The organism is Priestia sp. 10L35 (assembly GCF_056395685.1).
Genome location: NZ_JBFTKA010000005.1, coordinates 168,937 through 191,347 on the forward strand (window position 1 = coordinate 168,937; position 22,411 = coordinate 191,347).

Below are 22,411 nucleotides of genomic sequence, written 5' to 3' on the forward strand. Positions count from 1 at the left end.
ATATCGCTCCTTCTCTACTTTTTAATTTTTAAACCAGCCGATTGGCTCTACTTGTAAATTAATATTAATTTGTTTTACTTCTTGAAATTCTTCCAATCCAAACGTGCCCAGCCCTCGACCAATTCCGCTCTGCTTATATCCGCCCCAAGGCGCTTCGTTAAATGTAAAATGATATGTGTTTACCCAAGTGATGCCCGCACGCAGCTTTTTAATCACCCGAAGAGCTTTTGCACCGTTGTTTGTAAACACACTGCCTGCCAAACCATATTCCGTATCATTTGCAAGCTTAATAGCTTCTTTTTCGTCTTTAAACGTTTGAATAACAACAACGGGTCCAAAGATTTCATCTTGCACAATTTTCATATTTGACGTAACGTTACTAAAAACCGTAGGTTCTACAAAGAATCCTTTTTCCAATCCACTGCTGGTGATTCGATTGCCTCCGCATACAAGGCGGGCGCCTTCTTGCTTTCCAATTTCGATGTACTTTAATACTTTTTTCATATGTTCTTCACTTACAAGAGGGCCCATTTCAATCTCTTGATTCATTCCATTTCCTACTTTAATTTTTTGAGCACGCTCTGCAAAACGTTCAATAAATTTCTCAGCGATGCTTTCTTCTACTAAAATACGAGAACCTGCAGCGCAAATTTGGCCGCTCCCTGCAAAAATTCCAAATAAGGCATAATCTACAGCTGTTTCAAAATCAGCGTCAGCAAATATAATGTTCGGTGACTTTCCTCCAAGTTCTAAAGAGACTTTCGTTACATTCTCTGCTGCTTGACGCATGATGTGTTTTCCAGTTACCGTTCCGCCCGTAAAGGAAATCTTATCAACACGCTTATCTTGAATAAGCGTATTTCCTACAGTATCTCCGGCTCCCATAACAAGGTTTGCTACTCCTTCTGGCAATCCTACGCTTTCTAAAATCTCAAAAAGTTTTGTAGGAGTAACCGGTGTCACTTCAGAAGGTTTAAATACAATCGTATTTCCTGCAGCTAAAGCAGGTGCAATTTTCCACACGCTCATCAACAGCGGATAATTCCAAGGTACAATCAGTCCGCACACCCCAATTGGTTCTTTTATAACCATTGCTTGCATAGGTGCAGGAACACTGTACGTTTGACCGTCTGGCTTTGTAATTAATCCAGCGTAATATCTAAAACAAGCAGCTGCATCTTCCACATCAGCCTCAGCCTCGCGATATGGCTTTCCGTTATCCATTGTTTCTAGCGCTGCTAATTCCTCTTTCGCTTCTTCAAGCTTATCGGCAATTTTAAATAAGATAGCTGCTCTTTCAGATGCAGAAGTCTCAGACCAACTTCCGCTGTCAAAGGCTTCCCGTGCAGCTTCAATTGCTGCTTTCATATCTTCTGCGCTGCCTTCTGCAGCATATCCAATTACTTCACCTGTGGCTGGGTTAACAGTAGGACGTTGCTTCTCTGCTTTTTTCCACTCTCCGTTTATGTACATATTTAAAGTTAACGTTTTAACGGCTGTACGATCCATAAGATACCTCCTTATTAAATAACGACTGATTGTCAGTCATTTTAAACTTTTAAAAACTTATAATTCTGATAATTAATTATATAGTTTGAATGAATGTCAGTCATTTTGATAGGTGTAATATCAGCAGCGCTAATATTACACGGATGGCACAAGAGAACGCTTTAAGAATTGAAAAAGTTCTTCCTTTGATTGCTCAAGTGTGACATCTTGCTCTCGCCCGATATAAAAAAGTTCCGCAGCATTTTCAATCAAATTGATCATCGTTTTAGCTGTCCATTTAACATTAAGCTGCTTAATGACTTCTTCCTTTCTAACAGCCTCGTTTAATACCTCTTCAAACCAGTTGTAATAAGGTAAGTAAATAGCTTCCCATGTTTCTAATGAATAGTCAAAAGCGAGCCCCGAATAGCATAAAACAAGAACATCTCTATATTCATCAGTTGTTTTATACGTTTCGTCAATCATTACCTCTAATGTACTTAAAAAATCCGTTGCTGTTTTAGCTCTTTCTTTAATTTTTTCAAGCGACAAAGAAAGTAAGTTTTCTGCAATCGCAGGAACAAGGGCATTTTTGGATCTGAAATAAAGATAAAAAGTTCCTTGAGCTACGCCTGCACGCTTTACAATGTCTGAAATTGACGTTTTATCAAGCCCCTTTTCAGATATAACTTCAATCGCTGCCTGTAAGATTTTATCGTATTTTTCACTTGTGCTTGTAACCAACTCTTTCCCTCCACCTATAAAATGAATGACTTTCATTCATTTTACTATAAGCAACACAAATTATGCAAGATAAAATTTTCTGAATCTTTAAATTTAATTAAAAAATCGGTCGCATGCCGCCTTCAAAATATTTTTTTATTTTATCATTTTACCCTCGCTCTTTTTATATGTCTCACTGTTATTTCTCTTCCTTTCACCATCCAAAGTAAAAGCTGATACAACGCTCTTTAAGCAACTATTTTTCTGAAAAAGTATCTTTAGTAGAAAGATACTTTTCTGCGTTTATTTATAAAGCTTTATCGCTTAATTACTCTTCACTCGAAGTTGACGGAGTAAAAAAAAGAGTGGTAACATGTAAAACTGATTCTACAGTCACTTATTTTATCCATTTATTTCCCATAATTTCTCTTAACTACGATGTACATTTTTAGCTAAAAATAACTTTATAACGCCGAAAAATCACCCACTCTATTTCACATTTTATATTTTCTATGTTTACCACCTAAAAAAACCGGGTATACACTTCGTTGTGTTTAGCACTCGTTCTACATATCAGTCAGATTGATTTAAAACTTTATAAAGGAGTTACATTGCATGAAGAAACTATTGTTAATCAGCATGATTTGTTTTCTTCTAGTTATTACTTCGGCTTGCGGCAACGGTAATGGCGCATTTAAAGATAAAAAAACCATTACCATCGGCATGAATAACTATACTGAAAACATCGCCTACACGTACGTATGGAAACAGATTTTAGAAGATCGAGGCTACAAGGTTAGAACTGTTTTCTTAGAGAAAGCCGGTGTTTGGGTAGGAACGGCCAATGACGACATTGATATTTCGTTTGCACCATGGCTGCCTACAACAGATGCGCCTTTTTACAAAAAGTATAAAGATCAAGTGAACATCGAAGACCCTTGGCTAAAAAACGCGCGCTTAGGATTCGCAGTTCCCGCCTATATGAAAGATGTGAACACAACGGAAGACCTTGCTAAGGTTGCTTCTGATGTCGATAACAAAGTAATTGGAATTGACCCAGGCTCCAGTATTAATGGATTAGCCGAACAGGCGTTAAAGGATTATGACCTTAAAAGCTATACGCTTGTAAAATCGTCTGAGGCAGCCATGCTCAGTGAACTGCGCAAAGCCTATGATGCCAAAAAACCAATTGTTGTTACTATGTGGAATCCTCACTGGGCTTTTGCAGACTTTGATATCAAATACTTAAAAGATCCTAAAAATTCGTTTGGAGACCCTGACAACATTTACACAATGACAAGCAAGGAATTTAAAAAGACAAATCCTCAAGTCATAAAATGGATGAATAATGCAGAGATGAATGATAAATTAATCAGTCCTCTTCTATCACAAGTTGAAAAATCTTCGAATCCTGAAGAAGCAGCGCAAGAATGGGTAAAAAAGCATAAAAAGCTAGTTGACAGTTGGACAAAAGATTAATGGACGTAAAAGAAAACAACAATTGAGGTGGACATATGGAACACGTAAAATTAAAAGTACAAAATATAACCAAAGTGTTTGGTAAGAATCCGTCAAAAGCGATTGATTTACTTCAAAAAGGAAAAACAAAAAAAGAAATTCTAGAAGAAACAGGAATGACAATAGGGGTTAATCAAGCAAACTTCGAAATCAAATCCGGTGAAATCTTCGTTATTATGGGCCTGTCTGGAAGTGGTAAATCCACTTTAGTTCGTATGTTTAATCGCCTTGTTGAACCAACATCTGGATCCCTTATTTTAGACGGTGACGATGTAGTAAAAATGAACAAAGATGAACTCCGCGACATGCGCCGAAAAAAAATGAGCATGGTTTTTCAAAACTTTGCCCTATTCCCTCACCGTACGGTTCTTGATAACACAGAATACGGACTAGAAGTTCAAGGTACACCAAAAGCCGAACGTGAAAAGAAAGCAAAAGAAGCGCTTGAATTAGTAGGTTTGAAAGGGTACGAAAATCAATACCCTGGTGAACTGAGCGGCGGTATGCAGCAGCGTGTCGGACTGGCCCGAGCACTTGCCAATGACCCTGATATTTTATTAATGGATGAAGCATTCAGTGCACTAGATCCGCTTATTCGTAAAGACATGCAAGATTTCTTACTGGAGCTTCAAGAAAAAATGGAACGTACAATCATTTTTATTACCCATGATCTTGATGAAGCTCTTCGAATCGGAGATCGCATCGTTTTAATGAAAGACGGCAGTGTTGTTCAGGTAGGAACACCTGAAGAAATTATGACAAACCCTGCCAATGATTATGTTGAGCGCTTTGTGGAAGACGTTAATGTAGCTAAAGTATACACAGCTGAAAGCGTGATGAACCGTGCCGAATCTATTACCGTAGACCGAGGTCCGCGCGTGGCTCTTAAAATTATGCAAGAAGCTGGTTATTCAAGCATCTACGTCGTAGACAAGAAAAAAACTCTTTTAGGAGTTGTAACTGCAGATGATATTAGCCGTGCCATTAAACAAAATAAACTGACAGCAGACGTATTAGATACGGATATTCCAACTGTTACAACAGATACGCTACTAGAAAACCTGTACGACAAAATGGTTATCAGCCGCTTTCCACTACCGGTTGTAGATGAAAACCATCGTCTGCGCGGCATCATTAAAAAAGAACGAGTGATTGAAGCACTCGCCGGTACTGATAGTAATGAGGTGAACGTAAATGAATAGTATTCCTAAAATTCCCGTTGGCAATTGGATTGACCATTTTGTCACGTTTTTAAATGATAATATCAAAGGGTTTTTTGATGTTATTTCAGCGATTGTCGATGGTATTGTAAGTTTTATTGTACTAGTGCTAACCTTTCCACCCGCATTAATTTTAATCTTAATTGTCGGAATCATTGCTTGGTTTTCAAGTAAAAAATGGTCATTTACTATTTTATCGATGATTGGCCTGTTATTTATTCTTAATCTTGGCTACTGGCAAGAAACCATGGACACACTAGCTCTCGTTTTAACAAGCGTACTGATTTCGATTATAGTAGGAATTCCGCTTGGCATTTGGGCATCTCAAAGCGAAAAGACGGCTCGAATTATTACGCCAATCTTAGACTTTATGCAAACAATGCCCGCATTTGTTTATTTGATTCCAGCACTTTTCTTTTTTGGAATCGGTGTGGTACCAGGTGTTATCTCATCTGTTATCTTTGCAATGCCTCCGACGATTCGTTTAACGAACCTAGGTATTCGCGAAGTACCCGCTGACCTAGTAGAAGCAGCAAATGCCTACGGTTCAACAACAAAACAAAAATTATTTAAAGTACAGCTTCCATTAGCCACAAAAACAATCATGGCCGGAATTAACCAAAGCATCATGCTATCTCTTTCAATGGTTGTTATTGCCTCTCTTGTAGGTGCTCCGGGACTTGGTGCGGAAGTATATCGTGCAGTTTCTCGACTTGAAGTCGGCACGGGCTTTGAAGCTGGAATTTCAATCGTTATTTTAGCGATTATTTTAGATCGTATTACGCAATATTTTGGAAATCGTTCAAACCAACGAGCATAAGTAAAAAAAGAAGCCAACTCCGATGAGTTGGCCTCTTTTTATTTATTTTTGTAACACGCTACAAAGATTGCTTCTCCTTGAAACGATTCAATTCTTTGTTGATTTGTTTTGATGTCGAAAAATTGCTTAAATCCGCTTGGTATATTCAGCATATATTGAGTAAGCTCACGCTTTGTCTCTTCCGAAACATTCATCATCCCGCACCAGTCATCAAATAAAAAGCGCTTTGGAAAAGTTGTCAGCACTTCTGTACGGAATCCTTGCATTTCAAGCATAGAAAGCCACTCTGTTTTTTTATAGGCACGATAATGGCTTGGATCTCTTGTCTTTTCAACTCGATTATAAAACTCGTCATAAGCATTCACTTCCGGTGCTACATTATCAATGAGCAAGAACTGTCCGCCTGGCTTTAACACTCGGTACACCTCTTTGATGAACTGTTTAATATTAGGAAAATGGTGCGGTGCAATTCTGCACGTTACCGTATCAAACTCGTCATCTTGAAATGGCATATCTTCAGCATCTCCTTGAACAAACGATACATTTTCATAACCATTTTCTTTAATGAAGCCTTCAGCACTTTGCAGCATTTGAGGAGTTAAGTCAAAAGCCGTTACTTCTTGAAAAACAGGTGCTAGCTTATTTGCCACGTGTCCTCCTCCTGTTGCTACATCAAGCAGCTTTCCTCCTCTATTTTCTTCAGCAATTTCCGCTAAAATAGCTAAATCTTTGCCTTTCGCATGCCCTTTACTTTTGACGTACTTTCCAGCATTCCCCCCGAACTGACTGACCACCATTTCTTTATTACTCATCTATTCTCCCCCCATTTTTCTCATTAAAACTCTCTATTACTTTGCCTAGTGCATTCACATATTTATTATGAAACGTGTGAATGTATTCTTTTTCTTTCTCCCCATTGATGAAACATGCGAAACAGCGGAGGAAGAAGCAGCCAAATGGTTAAAATTCGAAGCACTTGGACCGCTACTACCAACGTCGAATCGCCTTGCAGTACAATTGATGTTGTTGCCATTTCTGCAATGCCTCCAGGAGCAAACGCTAAAATAGACGTAATAAGCCCGATTCCAGTTATTTTGGAGACTGCTAGTGCACAAACAAACATAGCAGCGATCAAACCGATTGTATTAATAAGCGCAACAACTATAATTTTTCTCACGCCAATAAACATTTCTTTATGAAAGCGAGAACCAATGCTTGACGCGATAAAAATTTGCGATAAAATCATAACAGAATGAGGCCAGTATGCTTGAAGATTATATCCCACGTACGATGAAGCAGCTGTTTGAACAATCGCAACAGTAAGCATTCCCCCTACTAACCAAGGAGCAGGAAATTTTAGTTTTTTTCCTATATAATAGCCTACTACTGCTGTAACGATTAAAACGCCTGTCCATAGCAGTGATTCCCACCCAAAAATACTTGGAGTAGCTGCCACTGCATGCCGACCTGTATTACTTCCCCAATAGACCACAAATAAAGGAACAGCAAGCACAACTAAAAACACGCGCATCGTTTGAATAATGCTTACAATTGCCGTATTGGCCCCTACCTCTTCAGCCATGCCTGGCATTGCGCTCATTCCTCCAGGAGTCGTGCCGAAAAAGCTTGTTAATAAGTCTGTGGAACTGAACTTCCATAGCAAATAACCGGATAAAAGAGAAAAAACAACGGACAGCAAAAGCATGATCGTAATGGTGGACCAGTGAGATTGAAACGTAGTTAATACAGACAAGTTAATCTTCTGACCTAATTCAATCCCTAAAATACACTGTCCTGCGTACAGCCAATATTTTGGAATACCTTTTTTGCTTGTTTGAGATAAAAAACGCGGCTTTCGGAAAGCTAGAATAGCAGCTAAAATGAGGGTCCCAAGCATCCAGCCAATGGATAAACCTGTTAACGATAAAAGAAATCCTCCTATGCTTGTTAATAAAATAAAAAATATAGATTGTAAAAAAATAATTCTTGCGTTCATATCTACTTCCTTCCTTCTACAAGGCTTTTCTTTCTTACACCGAACATTCCTCTTCTTAACTATAGTATAATTTTAGAGATAATTAAAATATCGAAATTTTATTATAAACCATTCATTTTTTTTATTCCTGGAGGGATAGTATGGACGATCGAGATTGGCTTATTCTACAAGTGTTGTATCGAGAAAAAAACATTACAAAAGCAGCCAAGGAACTGTTTATCTCTCAGCCTGCGCTTACGCATAGACTGCAGCAGATGGAGAAGGAATTTCATGTTCAGATTGTGAACAGAGGACGCCGCGGCGTTCAATTTACACCACAGGGGGAATATTTAGTGAAGTGCGCAGAAGAAATGCTGCTCACGCTTCAAAAAATAAAAGAAAATGTGTTAAACATGGATGATCAATTAACCGGTACTTTACGTCTAGGAGTGTCTAACTTTTTCACTGACTACAAGCTCCCTGGACTATTACGGCTATTTAAAGAGCGATTTCCTGACGTTGAATTCAAAGTCACTACCGGATGGAGCAGTGACATGGCCCACTTACTTTATAAGCACGATGTTCATATTGCGTTTGTAAAAGGTGATTATAACTGGCAGGATCAGAAAGAGCTGCTTTTTAAAGAAACGATTTGCATTGCGTCTGCACAGCCTGTTGATATAAACAACCTTCCCAATATACCTCGAATTGATTATCACCAAGATCGTTTTTTAAAAACATCTGTTGATAACTGGTGGGCTGAAAATTACTCTCAGCCTCCCCTTGTCAGTATTGAAGTGGATAAAGCAGAAACATGCAAAAAGATGGTTGTAAATGGACTCGGTTATGCGATTTTGCCGAGTATGCTGCTTGATGACGCAGCAGAGATTTACAGATACACGTTAAAAACAAAAGACCAGCAGCCTTTAACGCGCAGTACATGGATGTTTTATCATGAGGATTCATTAAAGATTAACATCGTAAAAGCTTTTATTGAGTTCATTCAAAACTTGGATTTAAAAGATGTACACTGATAGAAAGAGGTTGAGACATACCGAAATGAATTCAATCTAAAGACGAACAAATGGGATGTATGAGCTGAACTGCTTTTGACCCTGCAGTTGATTTCCGTGCAAGACTTCTCTTTCCGCGGGCGGCCGGTGTGAGCCTCCTCGTCGCTTACTCTCCTGTGGGGTCTCATCTGTTCTGTTCCGCTCCGCTTCTCCAGCAGGAGTCTTCGTCTTGCCCTCCAATCAACTGCTAGAAGGAACAAAACAGATGAAACTATGCTCACCAAAACAAAAAAATGAACCACGAATCAAAAACCTTGATCAATGGTTCGTTTTTCACTCCGTCTAAAATCCTTTTATCCCAACCTCTTTCTATTGTATTTATTCATCATTTGTTCCGCCCATTAAGTCAGAATACAGCTTGCTTTGCTGTTCAAGAAAGACTTTAGCACCGCTGCTATTTTTATAAAAAGAGGTTAAATCGTTATCTTTAAGCAGCTGTTCCCATTCTTTTGTATGAACCATTTCATACACTGTCTTATTCCAATATGCTACCTGCTCTTTGGTCATATTAGGCGGGCCCATTAGACCTCTCCAATGGCTAAATGTTACGTCAATTCCCGCTTCTTTCCACGTTGGGATCTCTTTTAACTCTTCTAGCCTGCTGGGAGAAGAAACGGCGAGTATTCTTACCTGCCCTTGTTCATACTGCTTTTTTACTTCTGATAATGACATAGGTGCTACATCTAGCTGATGATGAACGAGCGCATCGATCACTTTATGACTGCTGTTGTAAACGAAGAACTCAAGCTTGGAAGAGTCTACGCCTGCTTTTTTATTTAGCTGCATGAACGATAAATGATCGTCGTTTCCTAAGCGAGGTGATATTCCCACTTTCACGCTGGATTCACTTTGATTTAACGTGCGTATGAGCTGTTTTAAATTATATATAGGAGAGTTAGCCGGGACTACGATGACCTCCCATTCAGATGTTAAAATAGCGAGCGGAGTAAAGTCTTTATAGGTTAATTGACTTTGCCCTAGCAAATTATTTGTAATCAGTAAGCTGGAATTTCCGGAAACAATATTCCCTTCTTTTCTCTGTTTAATATATTTCCATCCTTCTTCACCTTGCCCACCTATTTTATTACTAACAGAAACGGGTACCTTCACAATCTTCTTTTCCGTTAGCACTTGTTGAATGGCTCTTACTGTTGCATCTGCTCCTCCGCCTTTTGCACCGGCTGCCACAATTTCAATTTCCCCCATATCAATACGGTCTTTTTTAGAGGGAGAAGAACAGCTAACAAGCAATACACTTATAAACACTATCATGAGCTTTTTGATCATATATACCATCCTTCAAGGCTAATGCTACGCTAAATAGTACTTGCGCTCCGGCCGTCCAATAATCCCATAATCATATTCAACGTGACATTCACCAGTTGATACTAGATACTCTAAATATCGTCTAGCTGTCGTTCTAGATACTCCCATGTGTTGCCCCATCTCTTCGATCGTAATTCCTTTGATGCTTTTTAAAATATCTTTTGACTTTTGTAATGTGATACCATCAATACCTGAAGGAAGAGATTTATCCGCTTTTGGCTTTGTTCTGACATGTCCAAAGTACGCATCAATAAATGATTGATCAACTTCTTCATGCGTACTAAACAGTTCCTTTTTCTCTTGATACTGTTTAATAGCATTAATGAAGGATTCCATCATAACCGGCTTAATCAAATAATTAACGACCCCGTTTCTCAAACAGATTTCTACAATGTTTTTTTCGGTAGCAGCCGTTACCACGATAACGTCAACGTGTGGAAACTGCGCTCTGATTTTTGGCAGTAAATCTGTTCCCATTTCATCTGGCATATAGATGTCTAAAAGAAGTAAATCAACTTTCTTCTCCTTTAGCATTTCAAGCGTCTCTTTTGCATTCAACGCTTTACCTACAACTTCCACACCATCTACTTCTAATAAAAATCGCTCTTGAACTTGAGCAATTCGAAAATCGTCTTCTGCAATTGCGACTCTTAACATTTCAACTCTCCCCTTACTTCTCATGATTCAGTTTTTTGGAAGGTAAACTGAAAAAATGGCTCCTCCTTTTGGCTGATTATACACTTCAATAGATCCTCCAAGCTCATCTACCATTTTCTTTATATTTGCCAGTCCGTATCCTCTGTCTGTACCTTTGGTTGAAAAACCTTTTGTGAAAATTTGATTTAGTACTTCTTCTGATATACCAGGTCCGTTATCCATCACTTCAATAATTAAATCATGACCAATATCGGTAATAAAAAACGACACTTCTTTTTCAGACTGCTGACTCACCGCTTCAAATGCATTATCAATTAAATTCCCAATAATGATAATGAGATGAGAAATTTCAATATGTTCTGGGAGCGTATCGAGTGTACTCTCCGAATCAACCGAAAAGTGAATTTTCTTTTCAGATGCTTTTCCAATCTTCCCAAGCAATATTGCTTGGACTTTAGAATCTAGTATCTGATCAAATAGAATACGGTTTTGTGTTTGGTGTACGGCTGATTCTTTTTGAATAAACTCAAATGCATCTTTGTACTGCCCTAACTGCAGCAAACCCGACAAAACATACAGCTTATTCGTAAACTCATGCGTTTGAGCTCGTAAATCCTCTGAATACTTTCGTACTTCTGAAATCGTATTGATTAAGCTTTTTAATTCTGTCTTATCACGAAAACTAGCGACCACTCCTACAATTCGCTGATGTTCAATAATAGGTGTTAAGTTTAAGATAAACGTTTTTTCATTCAGAAAAATCTCTTGGTCGCTTCGGGCTATTCCCGTATCTAGCACTTCAATCATATTCGTATAAGGAAACACTTCAATGATATGATGATGTAAATATTCCGTCTGCAGTCCTAGCATATTTTTAGCTGATGTATTCATCATCGTAATAAAGCCTTGATGATCAATAGCAATAATTCCTTCTTTTATCGAAAGTAAAATCGCATTTCGTTCACGGTATAAAGAAGCGATTTCATGGGGCTCAAGACCGAGAGTATCTTTTTTAATACTTTTAGCTAAAAAAATACCCCCGATCATACCAAGCAATAAAACAGCTAGTGAAAATAGGATAATTTGCTGAATGCGCGTAATGAGCTGAGCATGAACATGAGACTTTAAAAACTCAACCGTCACTACTCCCACGACCTCCGTATACTTTCCGTGACTGATGACAATAGGCGCTTTCCCCATAATTGCAGGACCTGTGGTTCCCTCTCCGTCAAGCGTATAATATCCGCCGAATAATAGTGCTCTATCGTTAACCGTCTCTTTGTCTTTCTTTCCTATCCATTTTTGATTAGCATGAGAATAGATGATTTGCTCACGGTTTTGAACTACAATACTTGCTGCTCCGATTTGTTCCCTCACTTGCTCGGCAAGCGGCTGAATGTAGCGACTCGGCTGTTTTTTTTGAAAAGCAGCTTTGACTTCCGGCATAAATGATATTGATTTGGCTGCTTGAAGAGCCAGCTGCTCGGCTTGCCTCTTAGATTCTACAAACTGCATGTAAGAGAAAATACTCGCTAAAAGAACAATAACAGTTATGATTAATGCTGCGGATAAACCTACGATTTTTGTTTGCAGCGATACTTGAAACCATTTTTTCATTTCATCGCACCTTTAGCCTTTACCTTATAGTTCTATTCCTCTTTTATTTTATCAAAATTTTTTGTATATCCGCTCCTTATTCCAAAAGCTTTTTAGACAAAAAAACTTATCAATCCCAAAAGCGGAATTGATAAGTTTTTAGGTTCATAATCTTTACAGCGTAATAACTCCTGTAATAATAGCTACTAAAAGCATCACCATCGCTGTTCCAATCGTCCACTTTAAAGTAAAGCGCTGGAATTCACCAAGCTCGACTTTTGCCATACCGACCAATAGATACGTAGAAGCTACTAAAGGACTTAGTAAGTGAACAGGTTGACCAATCAATGAAGCACGGCCAATTTCTGCAGCATCAATGCCGTATGCTGAAGCTGCTTGAGCAATAATTGGTAAAATTCCATAGTAGTAAGCATCATTTGACATAAAGAACGTAAATGGCATACTTGTGATGGCTGTAATCACAGACATGTAAGGCCCTAACGCATCTGGAATTAATCCTACTAAACTATTACCCATTGCATCTACCATTTTTGTACCTGATAAAATGCCTGTAAATACGCCTGCTGCGAATACAAGAGATACAACAGCAAGTACATTACCGGCATGTGCTGTGATACGCTCTTTTTGAACTTCTAAATTTGGATAGTTAATCATGATAGCGATTGCAAATCCAATCATAAACAGAATTTGAAGCGGCATAACTGCTGTGATAAGTCCTACTAATAAGAGAGCTGTTAAAGCAAAGTTTACCCATAAAAGCTTCGGACGCTTGTACTCGATTCCTTCAGCAGCGGCTGCTTCTGCAAAAGCTACTTGAGCATTTGTAACGTCTTGAATATCAATAACACCTAAGCGCTGGCGCTCTTTTTTCCCGAAATAGTAAGCCGTAAATAATAACCAAACAGCTCCACCAATCATGGCTGGAATCAGTGGTGTGAACACCTGTGAAGCATCTAACTTCAATGCGCTCATCACACGAGCAGTAGGTCCGCCCCAAGGCGTTAAGTTCATAACTCCACTACCCATAATAGCGATACAGGCTAAAATCATAGGCTTCATGTTTAGCTTTTTATAAAGCGGAAGCATCGCTGAGAGCGTAATCATATATGTTGTTGTTCCGTCTCCGTCTAATGAGATAATAAGAACTAAAATAGCTGTACCAATTGTGATTTTTAGTGGATCACCTTTTACGATTTTTAAAATTCTTCCTACAACTGGATCAAACAAACCAGCATCAATCATAATCCCAAAATATAAAATAGCAAACATTAACATAACGCCTGTAGGTGCTAATTCTTTTACACCATTTAAAGCCATTTCTCCAATATCACTTGTGAATCCCCCTATGATTGCAAACAATACTGGAATAACCATTAAAGCAATAAGCGGCGTTAATCGTTTTGTCATAATTAGAAACATAAATGTACAAACCATCAAAAACCCAAGAATAGCTAACATTATTACCCCTCCTATTTTTGAATCCGCTTTCATAACAGTGGAAGCGATTCGTTTGTATGTATGACTCGCATATGTATGCCAGTTCGTCTATACGATTACAACATCGCTTGTTCACTATTAAGTTGTACCTTAAAACTTTAAAATTTTCTGTTTTTTCTTAAAATAATCATAATTTACAGGAGGGTATAGTGTAAATAATTCGTACTATAAAAACTTTTAAAACTTTATGGGTAATTAAATCCTTTTTGTTCATTGGAAGAATAAAAGAAAGGAAGAGGAAAAAAGATAGGAAAATAAAAAACGGAGAGAGAGGAACTATTCTCGTGAATTATTCAATTTGAACTCTAAGAGAATAAGCTCCAGAATGAGGAGTTTTATTCCATTGAGTAAGAGACTCCTCTAAAAATGGAATGTTTTTCAACTTCTTTGTTTGGAACTTTTCTATTTTTGAATATTTCTCTAAAGCATACGTATTAGCAAACATTTCTTGCGTTCTATTTCCTTCTTTTAAAAGCATTCCATTTGTCATACGATCCACATGATGGCCTAATTCATGCAGAATGATAAAAGCAAATTGATGAGGCTTTTTATTTTTTGTTGTATCGATAAAGACAATAGGACATTCCGTTACTGTATATTTAATATAGTCAATTTCAAACTGAAGTTTGCGCTTATCTTTTGGAAGGTTATCATTAAATTGGCCATAGTACACGCCTAGCACATCTTTCCCTTGCACTTTTACACTGCCTAAGCAATACACACCTTTTAGCCCATCCCAGTCTTTTTCGTCTGTTACATTAGCAATTTCCTGCAGGGCGGCTTTTTGCTTCGCACTCATGACTCCATGAAACGTTACGCCATGAATTTGGATTTTTTCACTACGCTTAAACATCTTCTTGCCTCCTTTGCTAAATTCCTTCTACAACATATTATTTAGCAATAAGTATATTCATTCACAATACATGGTTAAAAACATGAAGTTAATGTCAAGATTCCCGTTTTGATGTTTTTTAACCCTGCTTATATGCTGCTTCGTTTATTTTCTATTTTTACTATATTACATATGTAGCCATTAATAAAATATCATTTTTTTATGATTTATCATTACTTTTTTTTATTTCTATTTTTGTTTATCGATAATCTGAAGCCTCCGTATCATTTTTAAATTTAAAACCATTGCTATATAAAGAAAAGGATAGCAAAAAAACGAGTATAGCGTCTTCCATTCGTTATAATAAAACACTTCTGTTTGGGCAGAAATGTATTCAAACAGGGTTGTAAGAATTACCCACACTGTAATATATAAAGCTTTTTTAGCCAAACTCTTGCTCTGTGGATAAAAATTTAAAAACACACTATTCGTTGCAGGATAAACAAAAATAAAAATTAAAAGATATTCAAAATCTACTCCTTTTGTGAAGAATCCATAAAGATCATATTTAACATCAAGATATATATCTGCTACCGATCCTAAAAACATAACAAACAAAGAAGTTGTGTACATTTCTATCCAGCTGATACGTTTTGGCATAACTAGTACACTCAAAATAGAAATCACCGTTGTAAGGATTAAGAGCACCATGCTGAGGACCTCGTTTTCTATAGGAGATAGAAACAGCTTTCCCATTGGATATTAAATTCATTCTGAAGGCTAAAAAATTAAGACTTCGCAGAAAAAGAGATTGAGGCATAACGAAAGCAAGCCAAACTAAATACGAACAAATAGGATAAATGATTTGGACTGCGTGGTACACCGCTGTTGATTTTCGTGCAAAACTTCACTTACCCTTCTGCGGGGTCTCAGCCACTCCACTTTCCTCCCGGAGTCTTCGCCTTACCCTCTAATCAACAGCTAGAAGCAAATATATACAATCTACGTTCACCATCACAATAAAAGATCCGAACGAGTTGGATTCTCTATCAAGAATCTCAATTCATCGTTCGGATCTTCCTTCAACTAAACTACTTTTGTTTCAGCTTCTTTTTGTTAACGAAAGGAAATGATGCAAGAACCAAGCTCTTGCTGTCCCCATTTAAGTGAAAGCTCATCATGATGAGTAAGCGGACCTACTCCCTCAGGTGTCCCTGTAAAAATAAGATCTCCTTTATCAAGACCAAAATGTTTTCCAGTAAAATCAATAATCGTTTGTAAGTCAAAAATCAAATCTTTAATATTCCCCAGCTGCACGCGTTCATTGTTTTTCACTAACGAAAAGTCTTTCTTCTTAGATGCTTCTACTCCTTCAAATGGAATAAAGTTTCCCACGACCGCTGAACGTTTGAACCCTTTTGCAAGCAGCCAAGGGTGCTTTTTTTGTTTTAATTCGCTCTGCACGTCTCGAAGGGTCAAGTCTAATCCAATCGTCATCTCGTCAACAAGTTCATCTACTGTTATGCCCTCTTTGTAAGATTGTCCAATATGAAGAATCAGTTCAGTTTCAAAGTGCACCTCTCCTTGGTCGCTAGGAAGAGTGATTGATTGTCCAGCTGCTTCAACGAGAGCGTGAGTAGGTTTGGAAAATAAAAAAGGTGATGTTGGAATATCATTATGTAATTCTTTTGCATGCAGTGCGTAGTTCCGCCCTACACAATAAATATTTTTAATATCTTTCACTTTCATCATCCCTTCTTTCGTTCAAATAAAGATTTTTCAACTTGTATTCTTTTATTTTACAAGAAAAAAAGATTGGGACATAATAAAATGAATCTAATCTAAAGACAGAAAATGGGGATAAATGAGCTGAACTGCTTATGACACCTTTGTTGATTTCCGTGTAACAGCTAGAAGGACCTGCCCACACGAAACCTACGTTCACCATGACCATAAAAAACACGAACGATCTATTTTTGATAGATCGTTCGTGTTTAACGTTAGCGAAACAACTTTTCTCACATTCTCTTTCTTTTAATCCGTTATTTTCTAGCCCATTTTGTAATGCCTTTGATATCATCTGGAGTTGTACGACAGCACCCTCCGATTAACTGAGCACCTGCTTCATACCAGCTGTGAGCGCTGCAGCCATACGTTTCGCCTGCAGATATCCCGTTCCATGTTTTAGATTCAGCATCATAATGCTCCCCTGAATTTGGATACACAATGACTGGCTTATCCGTTTGAGATTTAATTTCTTTAATAAGTGAAGAAATATATTGAGGCGGCGTACAGTTAACTCCAAGAGCCGCTACTTGCTCATAGGAATCCAGATAGCGTGCACACTCCGAGATTAATGTTCCGCTGCTAATGTGCAGGTCATCTTTTGCGCTGAACGTAATCCATGCGTACGCTCCTTCAAACTCTTCTAGCAGCCTCGCAATGGCTCTTGCTTCCATTACATTAGGAATAGTTTCACAAGCTAATACGTCTGCTCCTGCTTCAATTAATGCTTTCATACGAGGACGATGAAATTCCATTAACTCTTCTTCTGTTACGTCATACTGTCCAGTATATTCCGATCCGTTTGCTAAAAATGCTCCGTAAGGCCCTACCGAAGCGGCGACAATTGGTTTTGGGCGATTAAGACGATTCTCTTCTTGCTGCCAAAATTCATCTCTTGCTTCAGCCGCAATTTTTACAGATGCTTGAATTAACTCGCGAGCCTCTGCTTCACTCAAACCACGTTTAGAAAAACCTTCAAATGTGCTTTGATAACTTGCTGTAATCGCACAGTCAGCTCCTGCTGAAAAGTAATCTTGATGCACTCTCTTAATCAATTCTGGCTGCTCCATCAGCACTTTAGCAGACCATAAGCTGTCGTTTAGATCACAGCCATATCTCTCCAGTTCAGTTGCCATTGCACCATCTAGTACAATCACAGGAAATGTATGTAAAATTTGTTGGATAGGATTCATTGTTTAATCTAGGGTTGTCCACTAGCAGTTAGCTTCGATTACCCTATCCTCCTTTCAGATAATTTAAAATATATGCAAAAAAGTCTAAAGGACTAGGCAACTTTTGTCAAGAAACCGAAAAAACGAGCATGGATTTATAACCAAGCTTTTTTTAATCGTTTTATTCCTTCTTCTATTTCTTCTCTCCCCAAACTTCCGAAGCCTAACAAAACATGAGGCTTTTGTTTAGGTACTTCCGTAAGCAAATAACGAGAGGTACCGTAGACAGAGACATCTTGCTTTCGAGCTGCGTTAATTAATTGCTGTTCGTTCATATCGTTGTGCACGCGTATAAGTATATGCAAACCTGCAGATTCTCCTGACAACGTGATGTTTTTGTTAAACTCCTTCTGTAAAGCTGCTAAAAGAGTACTGTGTTTCAGTTGATAAGCAGTTCTTACTCTTCTTAAATGCTTACTCCACTCTCCATTTTTCATCATCAGCCCGAGCGTCCGCTGATGGAGAGTTGGAACAGCTTGCTCGTATAAAGAGAAGCGTTCATGATATTCCTTTAGAAGAACTTCAGGTAATACAAGGTAGCTGATTCTTAAAGAAGGCATAAAAGATTTTGAAAATGTACCTGTATAAATGACGCGCCCCTCAGTGTCTAAGCTTTGCAATGAAGGGATGGGAGAGCCTTTATAACGAAATTCTCCGTCATAATCATCTTCAATAATAAATCCGTTGCGATCATTCACCCATTTAAGAAGCTCTATTCTTCTTGAAACAGGCATGATCATTCCGTATGGAAACTGATGAGATGGTGTGACATAAACAGCTCGTGCTAGGCTATCATAAAGCTCTTGGATGTTTATCCCTTTGTTATTAAGCGACACGGGTTTTAAGGAAAATCCATGCTGCTTAAATACAAAGCTAGCCCCGTCATAACAAGGGTTTTCAAAGGCAATGTCCCAGATGCTTGGTTTTAGCATCTGCGCTAGTAAACTGAGTGATTGCTGCGTACCTGCTCCAATAATAATTTGATGTTTTGAACAAACCACTCCTCTTGATTGATAAAGGTACGTCGCAATTTCTTCTCGCAGTGATTCTTCTCCTTGACTTTCTTGGTAAGTAAACAGAGATTCTCTATAAGCTTGAAGACTTTCATTGTATCGTTTTTTCCACTCATCCAAGGGAAACAAACGGTTATCAACTTTTCCATACCGAAAATCATAGGTACACGACTTTGTTTCTGAGTGAGGATGTAAAAATACAGTCGGCTTTCTATCTGTTTGCAGTAAATCAAACTGTGTATTCGTTACGTACAGTCCACTTTTGGGCCTGCTTTCTACATACCCTTCAGCTAAAAGCTGCTGATAGGCCATATCTACAGTATTTCGACTTACGTTTAAGTAATCAGCAAAAGACCGGATAGAAGGCAGTTTGTCATTCACTTCTACCCTGCTGGATACAATTTCTTTTTTTATATATTCATATAGCTGGTGATACAAAGGCATATCATCTTTGCGGTTTAATAAAGGTGTGAACTTCACGCTAGCTCCTTTCATCTGTCCCTATTTTATTTTTCAAATCTGGCTCTTTTAGAGGGGATACATTTCTTTTACTATAAGTGTAGATCATCTGATTAAAAAGGAGAAGATTTAATGACTACTATTACAATTCGTCAAGCTAATGCCGCTGACATGGAAGCACTTATTTCATTAATGAACGAATACATTGTTGATTTTTACAAGCGCCCTCAGCCTACCAAAAAGCAGCTGAGAAATTTAATTAATCACTTATTTCAGCATCCGGATGCTGGCGTTCAGTTTATCGCGACTCAAAATGACGAAGCAGTAGGTTTTTCGACGCTTTATTTTACATTTAGCACCACGCGTGTAAAGCCTGTAGCGATTTTAAATGACTTGTACGTTACTGAAAAAGCAAGAGGACAAAAAATTGGAGAAAAGTTATTTTCGACTAGTCACCAGTATACAAAAGAACATCAGTATGCAACTATGTCTTGGGAAACGGCTTATGATAACACAAGAGCCCAAATGCTTTACAGAAAAATGGGCGGAAATGTAACAAACGATGAATGGATTCACTACGACATTTCAAACGATATTTTATAATATTCTTCCATCCATAAAGTTTTAACACGTTCTTAACACTCCTTTCATAAATGTGTTTTATGATGAATACGACAAATAAATTAGTTTCTGTATGTATTTGTCACATTCTCTGTTAAAGTTTTCACAAAGTGTTCAAACTTTAAGTGAAAACGCTTTCTATTTTTGTGTATAATAAAAATATGCAAATGAAAATGAATGTTACAGCTCGTTAATCATAAACATTTTAAATATGGAAGGAGTTTTGAAGATGATTTTAAAAGCATTAAGAAAAAACGGGGCCGTTACAATTAACTATTATAAAAACGGTTTGCTTCAAACGTTTAAAGGAAAAGTACAGCGCCTAGATTTAACGGACCAAACGCTTTCATTAAAAGATGAACAGCAAAATACTTTCTCTATTCGCTTATCGGGAATTAAAGAAATTTATTGATGAATAGTTTACAGTAAAAAAGAACATGATGTTCATTCTGCTTTGCAGAAGTCATCATGTTCTTTTGATTTTAGCTTTATTTAGCTGATGTTTCTGTTTCTTCTTTCCCGTACATATATTTTGAAGGGTCGACTGTTTGAAAATCCTTCAGCTTGTGGAAACGAAGCAAGTCTCCATAAAGCACTTGATCAGATAACTCCAGTTCTTTTGCTACCTTCTGTTTATAAGCTTTCATTTGATTATTTTCTTTAAGGGCTTGGCCCGTCTTAGAATCATAATACGTTCCATCCACTAATGTATATTTAGGAGATACGTAGTTGCCATTGCGGAATGCCACTACATCATCATGATCCTTAGAAAATAAATCTGTGCCAAATTGGATAAACTCTTTGCTGTCAATCCCTACTAAATGAAGAAGAGTTGGCACAACGTCAATTTCTCCACCGTACGTATGATTAACTCCGCCTTTCACTCCAGGAACGTGAATGAATAGAGGTACACGCTGCAGCTGAGCATTTTCATAAGGGGTAATTTCTTTTCCCATTACTTTTTCCATTGCCGCATTATGATTTTCAGAAATACCGTAGTGATCTCCATAAATCATAATCACAGAATTATCATAAAGCCCAGAAGCTTTCAGTTCTTGGAAGAAAGATTGCAATGATTCGTCTAAATAACGAGCCGTTTGGAAATAACGGTCAACTGTTGCATCGCCCGTGTTAGCCGGCTGTATGCTTGCCTCATTGTTTCCAAGTAAAAATGGAAAGTGATTTGTTAACGTAATTAAATGCGCATAGAACGGCTGCGGTAAAGACTGCAGCATTGGAACAGATTCTTTAAAGAACGGTTTGTCTTTTAAACCATAATTAATTTTATTTTCACCCGTCATATTGTAATAACTTGCATCAAAGAACTTATCCACACCGAACTGCTTGTAAATTTCGTTACGGTTCCAAAACGTCTTATAGTCTCCGTGCAGCACAGCGCTCGTATAGCCAGCTTTTTGATCCAAAATAGCTGGTGCTGCCTGATACGTATTGCTTCCTTTCAGTACAAAGGCAGAACCTTGAGGAAGGCCGTATAGAGAGTTGTCCATCATCAGCTCAGCATCTGATGTTTTTCCTTGTCCCGTTTGATGAAAGAAGTTATCAAAATACGTAAAGTCATTTCCATGGGCCAACGAATTTAAGAAAGGTGTCACTTCCTGGCCATTTAATTTGTAATCAATTAAAAAAGACTGAAATGATTCCAAATGAATTTTAATAATATTTTTCCCTTTAGCTTTTCCAAAATAAACGGAATTAGGCTCCGCATAATGACTGTTTTTAAAATTAACGACGTTTGTTAAATCATTGCTGCTTGCAAAAGCTCGCTGTTTAGAGTTTTGAGCAGTCTGAACACCGTCATACATCGTATAATTATAGGCGCCTAAATACTTCACTAGATAATTGCGGTCAAAAGTTCGAGATAGAAGCTGTGGGCGATCAATTTCTGCTAATGTTAAATTTACAGAAAAAACCATAAATCCTAAAGAAAGAATGGTTACAGCATTCTTAACCGATACTTTTTCATTATGCCAGTCAATTTTTTTACTAAAAAAGAAGAAAAAATAAATAATAAAATCAACAAAATAAAAAACATCATGTGCTTTTAATAAATCCATAATGCTTCCGCCCATACTTCCTGCATTACTTGTTTGCAACAGTGTAGGAAGCGTTACAAAATCGTTAAAAAAACGATAATAGAGAACGTTGCTGTATAACAGCAGCGTCATAATGAAACTGCCTGCAAGGATCCAAGCTCCTGCTTTCTTTCCTTTAAAAAATAAGCCGATTCCTAAAAAAATCAGCACTGAACTCACAGGGTTTATGAACAGCAGCATTTGCTGCATTACGCCGCTTACGCCTAAGTTAAATTCAGTTTTATAAGCCACGTACGACTTTATCCACATTAAAACAGCGGCTAATATGAAATAGTGCAGCGGCTTAGAAACGATTCGCTTCATTTTGATTTTCCTTTCTCGATTAGTTTATGAGTAGATTCACAAAGAACATATAGAAAACCTTTATCATTATACTCATAGAAAATGAAAATTAAATGAAATCCTAGCCTTCACAACCATAGATAGATTCTTTAAATTCAT

General features: G+C 37.7%; 21 protein-coding genes. 6 read left to right on the forward strand and 15 right to left on the reverse strand.

Annotated elements, in window-relative coordinates; genetic code table 11:
* Positions 1–21 precede the first annotated feature (21 nt).
* The gene (locus tag AC1DEF_RS19120) at positions 22–1,509 is read right to left on the reverse strand and encodes an aldehyde dehydrogenase family protein (protein ID WP_097824249.1); all 1,488 of its coding nucleotides are present in this window, start codon (positions 1,507–1,509) and stop codon (positions 22–24) included.
* 135 nt (positions 1,510–1,644) lie between these two features.
* The gene (locus tag AC1DEF_RS19125) at positions 1,645–2,232 is read right to left on the reverse strand and encodes a TetR/AcrR family transcriptional regulator (protein WP_097824250.1); all 588 of its coding nucleotides are present in this window, start codon (positions 2,230–2,232) and stop codon (positions 1,645–1,647) included.
* Between the two features lie 594 nt (positions 2,233–2,826).
* Between AC1DEF_RS19125 and AC1DEF_RS19130 the strand changes: the two genes are divergently transcribed.
* From AC1DEF_RS19130 to AC1DEF_RS19140, 3 genes are read left to right on the forward strand one after another with little or no spacing between them, the layout of a single operon-like run.
* The gene (locus AC1DEF_RS19130; RefSeq protein ID WP_097824251.1) at positions 2,827–3,690 is read left to right on the forward strand and encodes a glycine betaine ABC transporter substrate-binding protein; all 864 of its coding nucleotides are present in this window, start codon (positions 2,827–2,829) and stop codon (positions 3,688–3,690) included.
* Between the two features lie 35 nt (positions 3,691–3,725).
* Positions 3,726–4,931 (forward strand): quaternary amine ABC transporter ATP-binding protein, encoded by a 1,206-nt coding sequence (locus AC1DEF_RS19135; RefSeq protein WP_097824252.1) that lies wholly within the window; start codon positions 3,726–3,728, stop codon positions 4,929–4,931.
* Positions 4,924–5,769, forward strand: coding sequence for an ABC transporter permease (locus AC1DEF_RS19140; RefSeq protein ID WP_013081885.1), 846 nt, complete (start codon positions 4,924–4,926; stop codon positions 5,767–5,769). The genes AC1DEF_RS19135 and AC1DEF_RS19140 overlap by 8 nt, the downstream gene beginning before the upstream one ends.
* A gap of 38 nt (positions 5,770–5,807) precedes the next feature.
* Here the strand turns inward: AC1DEF_RS19140 and AC1DEF_RS19145 are convergent, their stop codons facing one another.
* On the reverse strand, positions 5,808–6,581 hold the full coding sequence (locus tag AC1DEF_RS19145) for a class I SAM-dependent methyltransferase (protein ID WP_043980252.1): 774 nt from the start codon (positions 6,579–6,581) through the stop codon (positions 5,808–5,810).
* 65 nt (positions 6,582–6,646) lie between these two features.
* The gene (locus tag AC1DEF_RS19150) at positions 6,647–7,765 is read right to left on the reverse strand and encodes an AbrB family transcriptional regulator (RefSeq protein WP_097824253.1); all 1,119 of its coding nucleotides are present in this window, start codon (positions 7,763–7,765) and stop codon (positions 6,647–6,649) included.
* Between the two features lie 140 nt (positions 7,766–7,905).
* Between AC1DEF_RS19150 and AC1DEF_RS19155 the strand changes: the two genes are divergently transcribed.
* A complete protein-coding gene (locus tag AC1DEF_RS19155; RefSeq protein WP_013055563.1) occupies positions 7,906–8,778 on the forward strand; it encodes a LysR family transcriptional regulator in 873 nt (290 codons plus the stop codon).
* Positions 8,779–8,814: 36 nt separating this feature from the next.
* On the opposite strand, the gene AC1DEF_RS19160 is transcribed toward AC1DEF_RS19155, so the two are convergent.
* The 10 genes from AC1DEF_RS19160 to pdxR form a co-directional block, all read right to left on the reverse strand.
* On the reverse strand, positions 8,815–8,997 hold the full coding sequence (locus AC1DEF_RS19160) for a hypothetical protein (protein ID WP_477727526.1): 183 nt from the start codon (positions 8,995–8,997) through the stop codon (positions 8,815–8,817).
* Positions 8,998–9,135: 138 nt separating this feature from the next.
* A complete protein-coding gene (locus tag AC1DEF_RS19165) occupies positions 9,136–10,104 on the reverse strand; it encodes a tripartite tricarboxylate transporter substrate binding protein (protein WP_097824254.1) in 969 nt (322 codons plus the stop codon).
* Positions 10,105–10,128: 24 nt separating this feature from the next.
* Positions 10,129–10,800 (reverse strand): response regulator, encoded by a 672-nt coding sequence (locus AC1DEF_RS19170; RefSeq protein WP_013081881.1) that lies wholly within the window; start codon positions 10,798–10,800, stop codon positions 10,129–10,131.
* A 27-nt stretch (positions 10,801–10,827) separates the two neighbouring features.
* Positions 10,828–12,417, reverse strand: coding sequence for an ATP-binding protein (locus AC1DEF_RS19175; RefSeq protein WP_097824255.1), 1,590 nt, complete (start codon positions 12,415–12,417; stop codon positions 10,828–10,830).
* Between the two features lie 153 nt (positions 12,418–12,570).
* Positions 12,571–13,875 carry a CitMHS family transporter gene (locus tag AC1DEF_RS19180; protein WP_028407583.1) on the reverse strand — a complete coding sequence of 435 codons (1,305 nt, stop codon included), beginning with the start codon at positions 13,873–13,875 and terminating at the stop codon, positions 12,571–12,573.
* A gap of 328 nt (positions 13,876–14,203) precedes the next feature.
* On the reverse strand, positions 14,204–14,767 hold the full coding sequence (locus AC1DEF_RS19185) for an ImmA/IrrE family metallo-endopeptidase (RefSeq protein ID WP_477727527.1): 564 nt from the start codon (positions 14,765–14,767) through the stop codon (positions 14,204–14,206).
* 228 nt (positions 14,768–14,995) lie between these two features.
* Positions 14,996–15,502, reverse strand: coding sequence for a CBO0543 family protein (locus AC1DEF_RS19190; protein ID WP_377575264.1), 507 nt, complete (start codon positions 15,500–15,502; stop codon positions 14,996–14,998).
* A gap of 360 nt (positions 15,503–15,862) precedes the next feature.
* The gene (locus tag AC1DEF_RS19195) at positions 15,863–16,495 is read right to left on the reverse strand and encodes a fumarylacetoacetate hydrolase family protein (RefSeq protein ID WP_013081877.1); all 633 of its coding nucleotides are present in this window, start codon (positions 16,493–16,495) and stop codon (positions 15,863–15,865) included.
* 293 nt (positions 16,496–16,788) lie between these two features.
* Positions 16,789–17,724: a homocysteine S-methyltransferase gene (gene mmuM / locus AC1DEF_RS19200; protein ID WP_097824257.1), complete on the reverse strand. Its 936-nt coding sequence runs from the start codon at positions 17,722–17,724 to the stop codon at positions 16,789–16,791.
* 134 nt (positions 17,725–17,858) lie between these two features.
* A complete protein-coding gene (gene pdxR, locus AC1DEF_RS19205) occupies positions 17,859–19,256 on the reverse strand; it encodes a MocR-like pyridoxine biosynthesis transcription factor PdxR (protein ID WP_477727528.1) in 1,398 nt (465 codons plus the stop codon).
* Positions 19,257–19,367: 111 nt separating this feature from the next.
* Between pdxR and AC1DEF_RS19210 the strand changes: the two genes are divergently transcribed.
* Positions 19,368–19,838, forward strand: a complete 471-nt coding sequence (locus tag AC1DEF_RS19210) for a GNAT family N-acetyltransferase (RefSeq protein ID WP_043980274.1) — start codon at positions 19,368–19,370, stop codon at positions 19,836–19,838.
* A gap of 229 nt (positions 19,839–20,067) precedes the next feature.
* A complete protein-coding gene (locus AC1DEF_RS19215; protein ID WP_074893948.1) occupies positions 20,068–20,268 on the forward strand; it encodes a YolD-like family protein in 201 nt (66 codons plus the stop codon).
* Positions 20,269–20,344: 76 nt separating this feature from the next.
* Here the strand turns inward: AC1DEF_RS19215 and ltaS are convergent, their stop codons facing one another.
* Complete coding sequence (gene ltaS / locus AC1DEF_RS19220; protein ID WP_075421274.1) at positions 20,345–22,273, reverse strand: lipoteichoic acid synthase; 1,929 nt, start codon at positions 22,271–22,273, stop codon at positions 20,345–20,347.
* Between the last annotated feature and the right edge of the window lie 138 nt (positions 22,274–22,411).

Excerpts from the sequence above, each read along its gene's own strand:
- AC1DEF_RS19185 (WP_477727527.1), bottom strand. The coding sequence starts at position 14,767 with ATGTTTAAGCGTAGTGAAAAAATCCAAATTCATGGCGTAACGTTTCAT.
- AC1DEF_RS19120 (WP_097824249.1), bottom strand. The coding sequence starts at position 1,509 with ATGGATCGTACAGCCGTTAAAACGTTAACTTTAAATATGTACATAAAC.
- ltaS (WP_075421274.1), bottom strand. The coding sequence starts at position 22,273 with ATGAAGCGAATCGTTTCTAAGCCGCTGCACTATTTCATATTAGCCGCT.
- AC1DEF_RS19180 (WP_028407583.1), bottom strand. The coding sequence starts at position 13,875 with ATGTTAGCTATTCTTGGGTTTTTGATGGTTTGTACATTTATGTTTCTA.
- AC1DEF_RS19195 (WP_013081877.1), bottom strand. The coding sequence starts at position 16,495 with ATGAAAGTGAAAGATATTAAAAATATTTATTGTGTAGGGCGGAACTAC.
- AC1DEF_RS19135 (WP_097824252.1), top strand. The coding sequence starts at position 3,726 with ATGGAACACGTAAAATTAAAAGTACAAAATATAACCAAAGTGTTTGGT.
- mmuM (WP_097824257.1), bottom strand. The coding sequence starts at position 17,724 with ATGAATCCTATCCAACAAATTTTACATACATTTCCTGTGATTGTACTA.
- AC1DEF_RS19165 (WP_097824254.1), bottom strand. The coding sequence starts at position 10,104 with ATGATCAAAAAGCTCATGATAGTGTTTATAAGTGTATTGCTTGTTAGC.
- AC1DEF_RS19145 (WP_043980252.1), bottom strand. The coding sequence starts at position 6,581 with ATGAGTAATAAAGAAATGGTGGTCAGTCAGTTCGGGGGGAATGCTGGA.
- AC1DEF_RS19140 (WP_013081885.1), top strand. The coding sequence starts at position 4,924 with ATGAATAGTATTCCTAAAATTCCCGTTGGCAATTGGATTGACCATTTT.
- AC1DEF_RS19215 (WP_074893948.1), top strand. The coding sequence starts at position 20,068 with ATGGAAGGAGTTTTGAAGATGATTTTAAAAGCATTAAGAAAAAACGGG.
- AC1DEF_RS19190 (WP_377575264.1), bottom strand. The coding sequence starts at position 15,502 with ATGGGAAAGCTGTTTCTATCTCCTATAGAAAACGAGGTCCTCAGCATG.
- AC1DEF_RS19150 (WP_097824253.1), bottom strand. The coding sequence starts at position 7,765 with ATGAACGCAAGAATTATTTTTTTACAATCTATATTTTTTATTTTATTA.
- AC1DEF_RS19130 (WP_097824251.1), top strand. The coding sequence starts at position 2,827 with ATGAAGAAACTATTGTTAATCAGCATGATTTGTTTTCTTCTAGTTATT.
- AC1DEF_RS19155 (WP_013055563.1), top strand. The coding sequence starts at position 7,906 with ATGGACGATCGAGATTGGCTTATTCTACAAGTGTTGTATCGAGAAAAA.
- AC1DEF_RS19210 (WP_043980274.1), top strand. The coding sequence starts at position 19,368 with ATGACTACTATTACAATTCGTCAAGCTAATGCCGCTGACATGGAAGCA.
- AC1DEF_RS19175 (WP_097824255.1), bottom strand. The coding sequence starts at position 12,417 with ATGAAAAAATGGTTTCAAGTATCGCTGCAAACAAAAATCGTAGGTTTA.
- AC1DEF_RS19170 (WP_013081881.1), bottom strand. The coding sequence starts at position 10,800 with ATGTTAAGAGTCGCAATTGCAGAAGACGATTTTCGAATTGCTCAAGTT.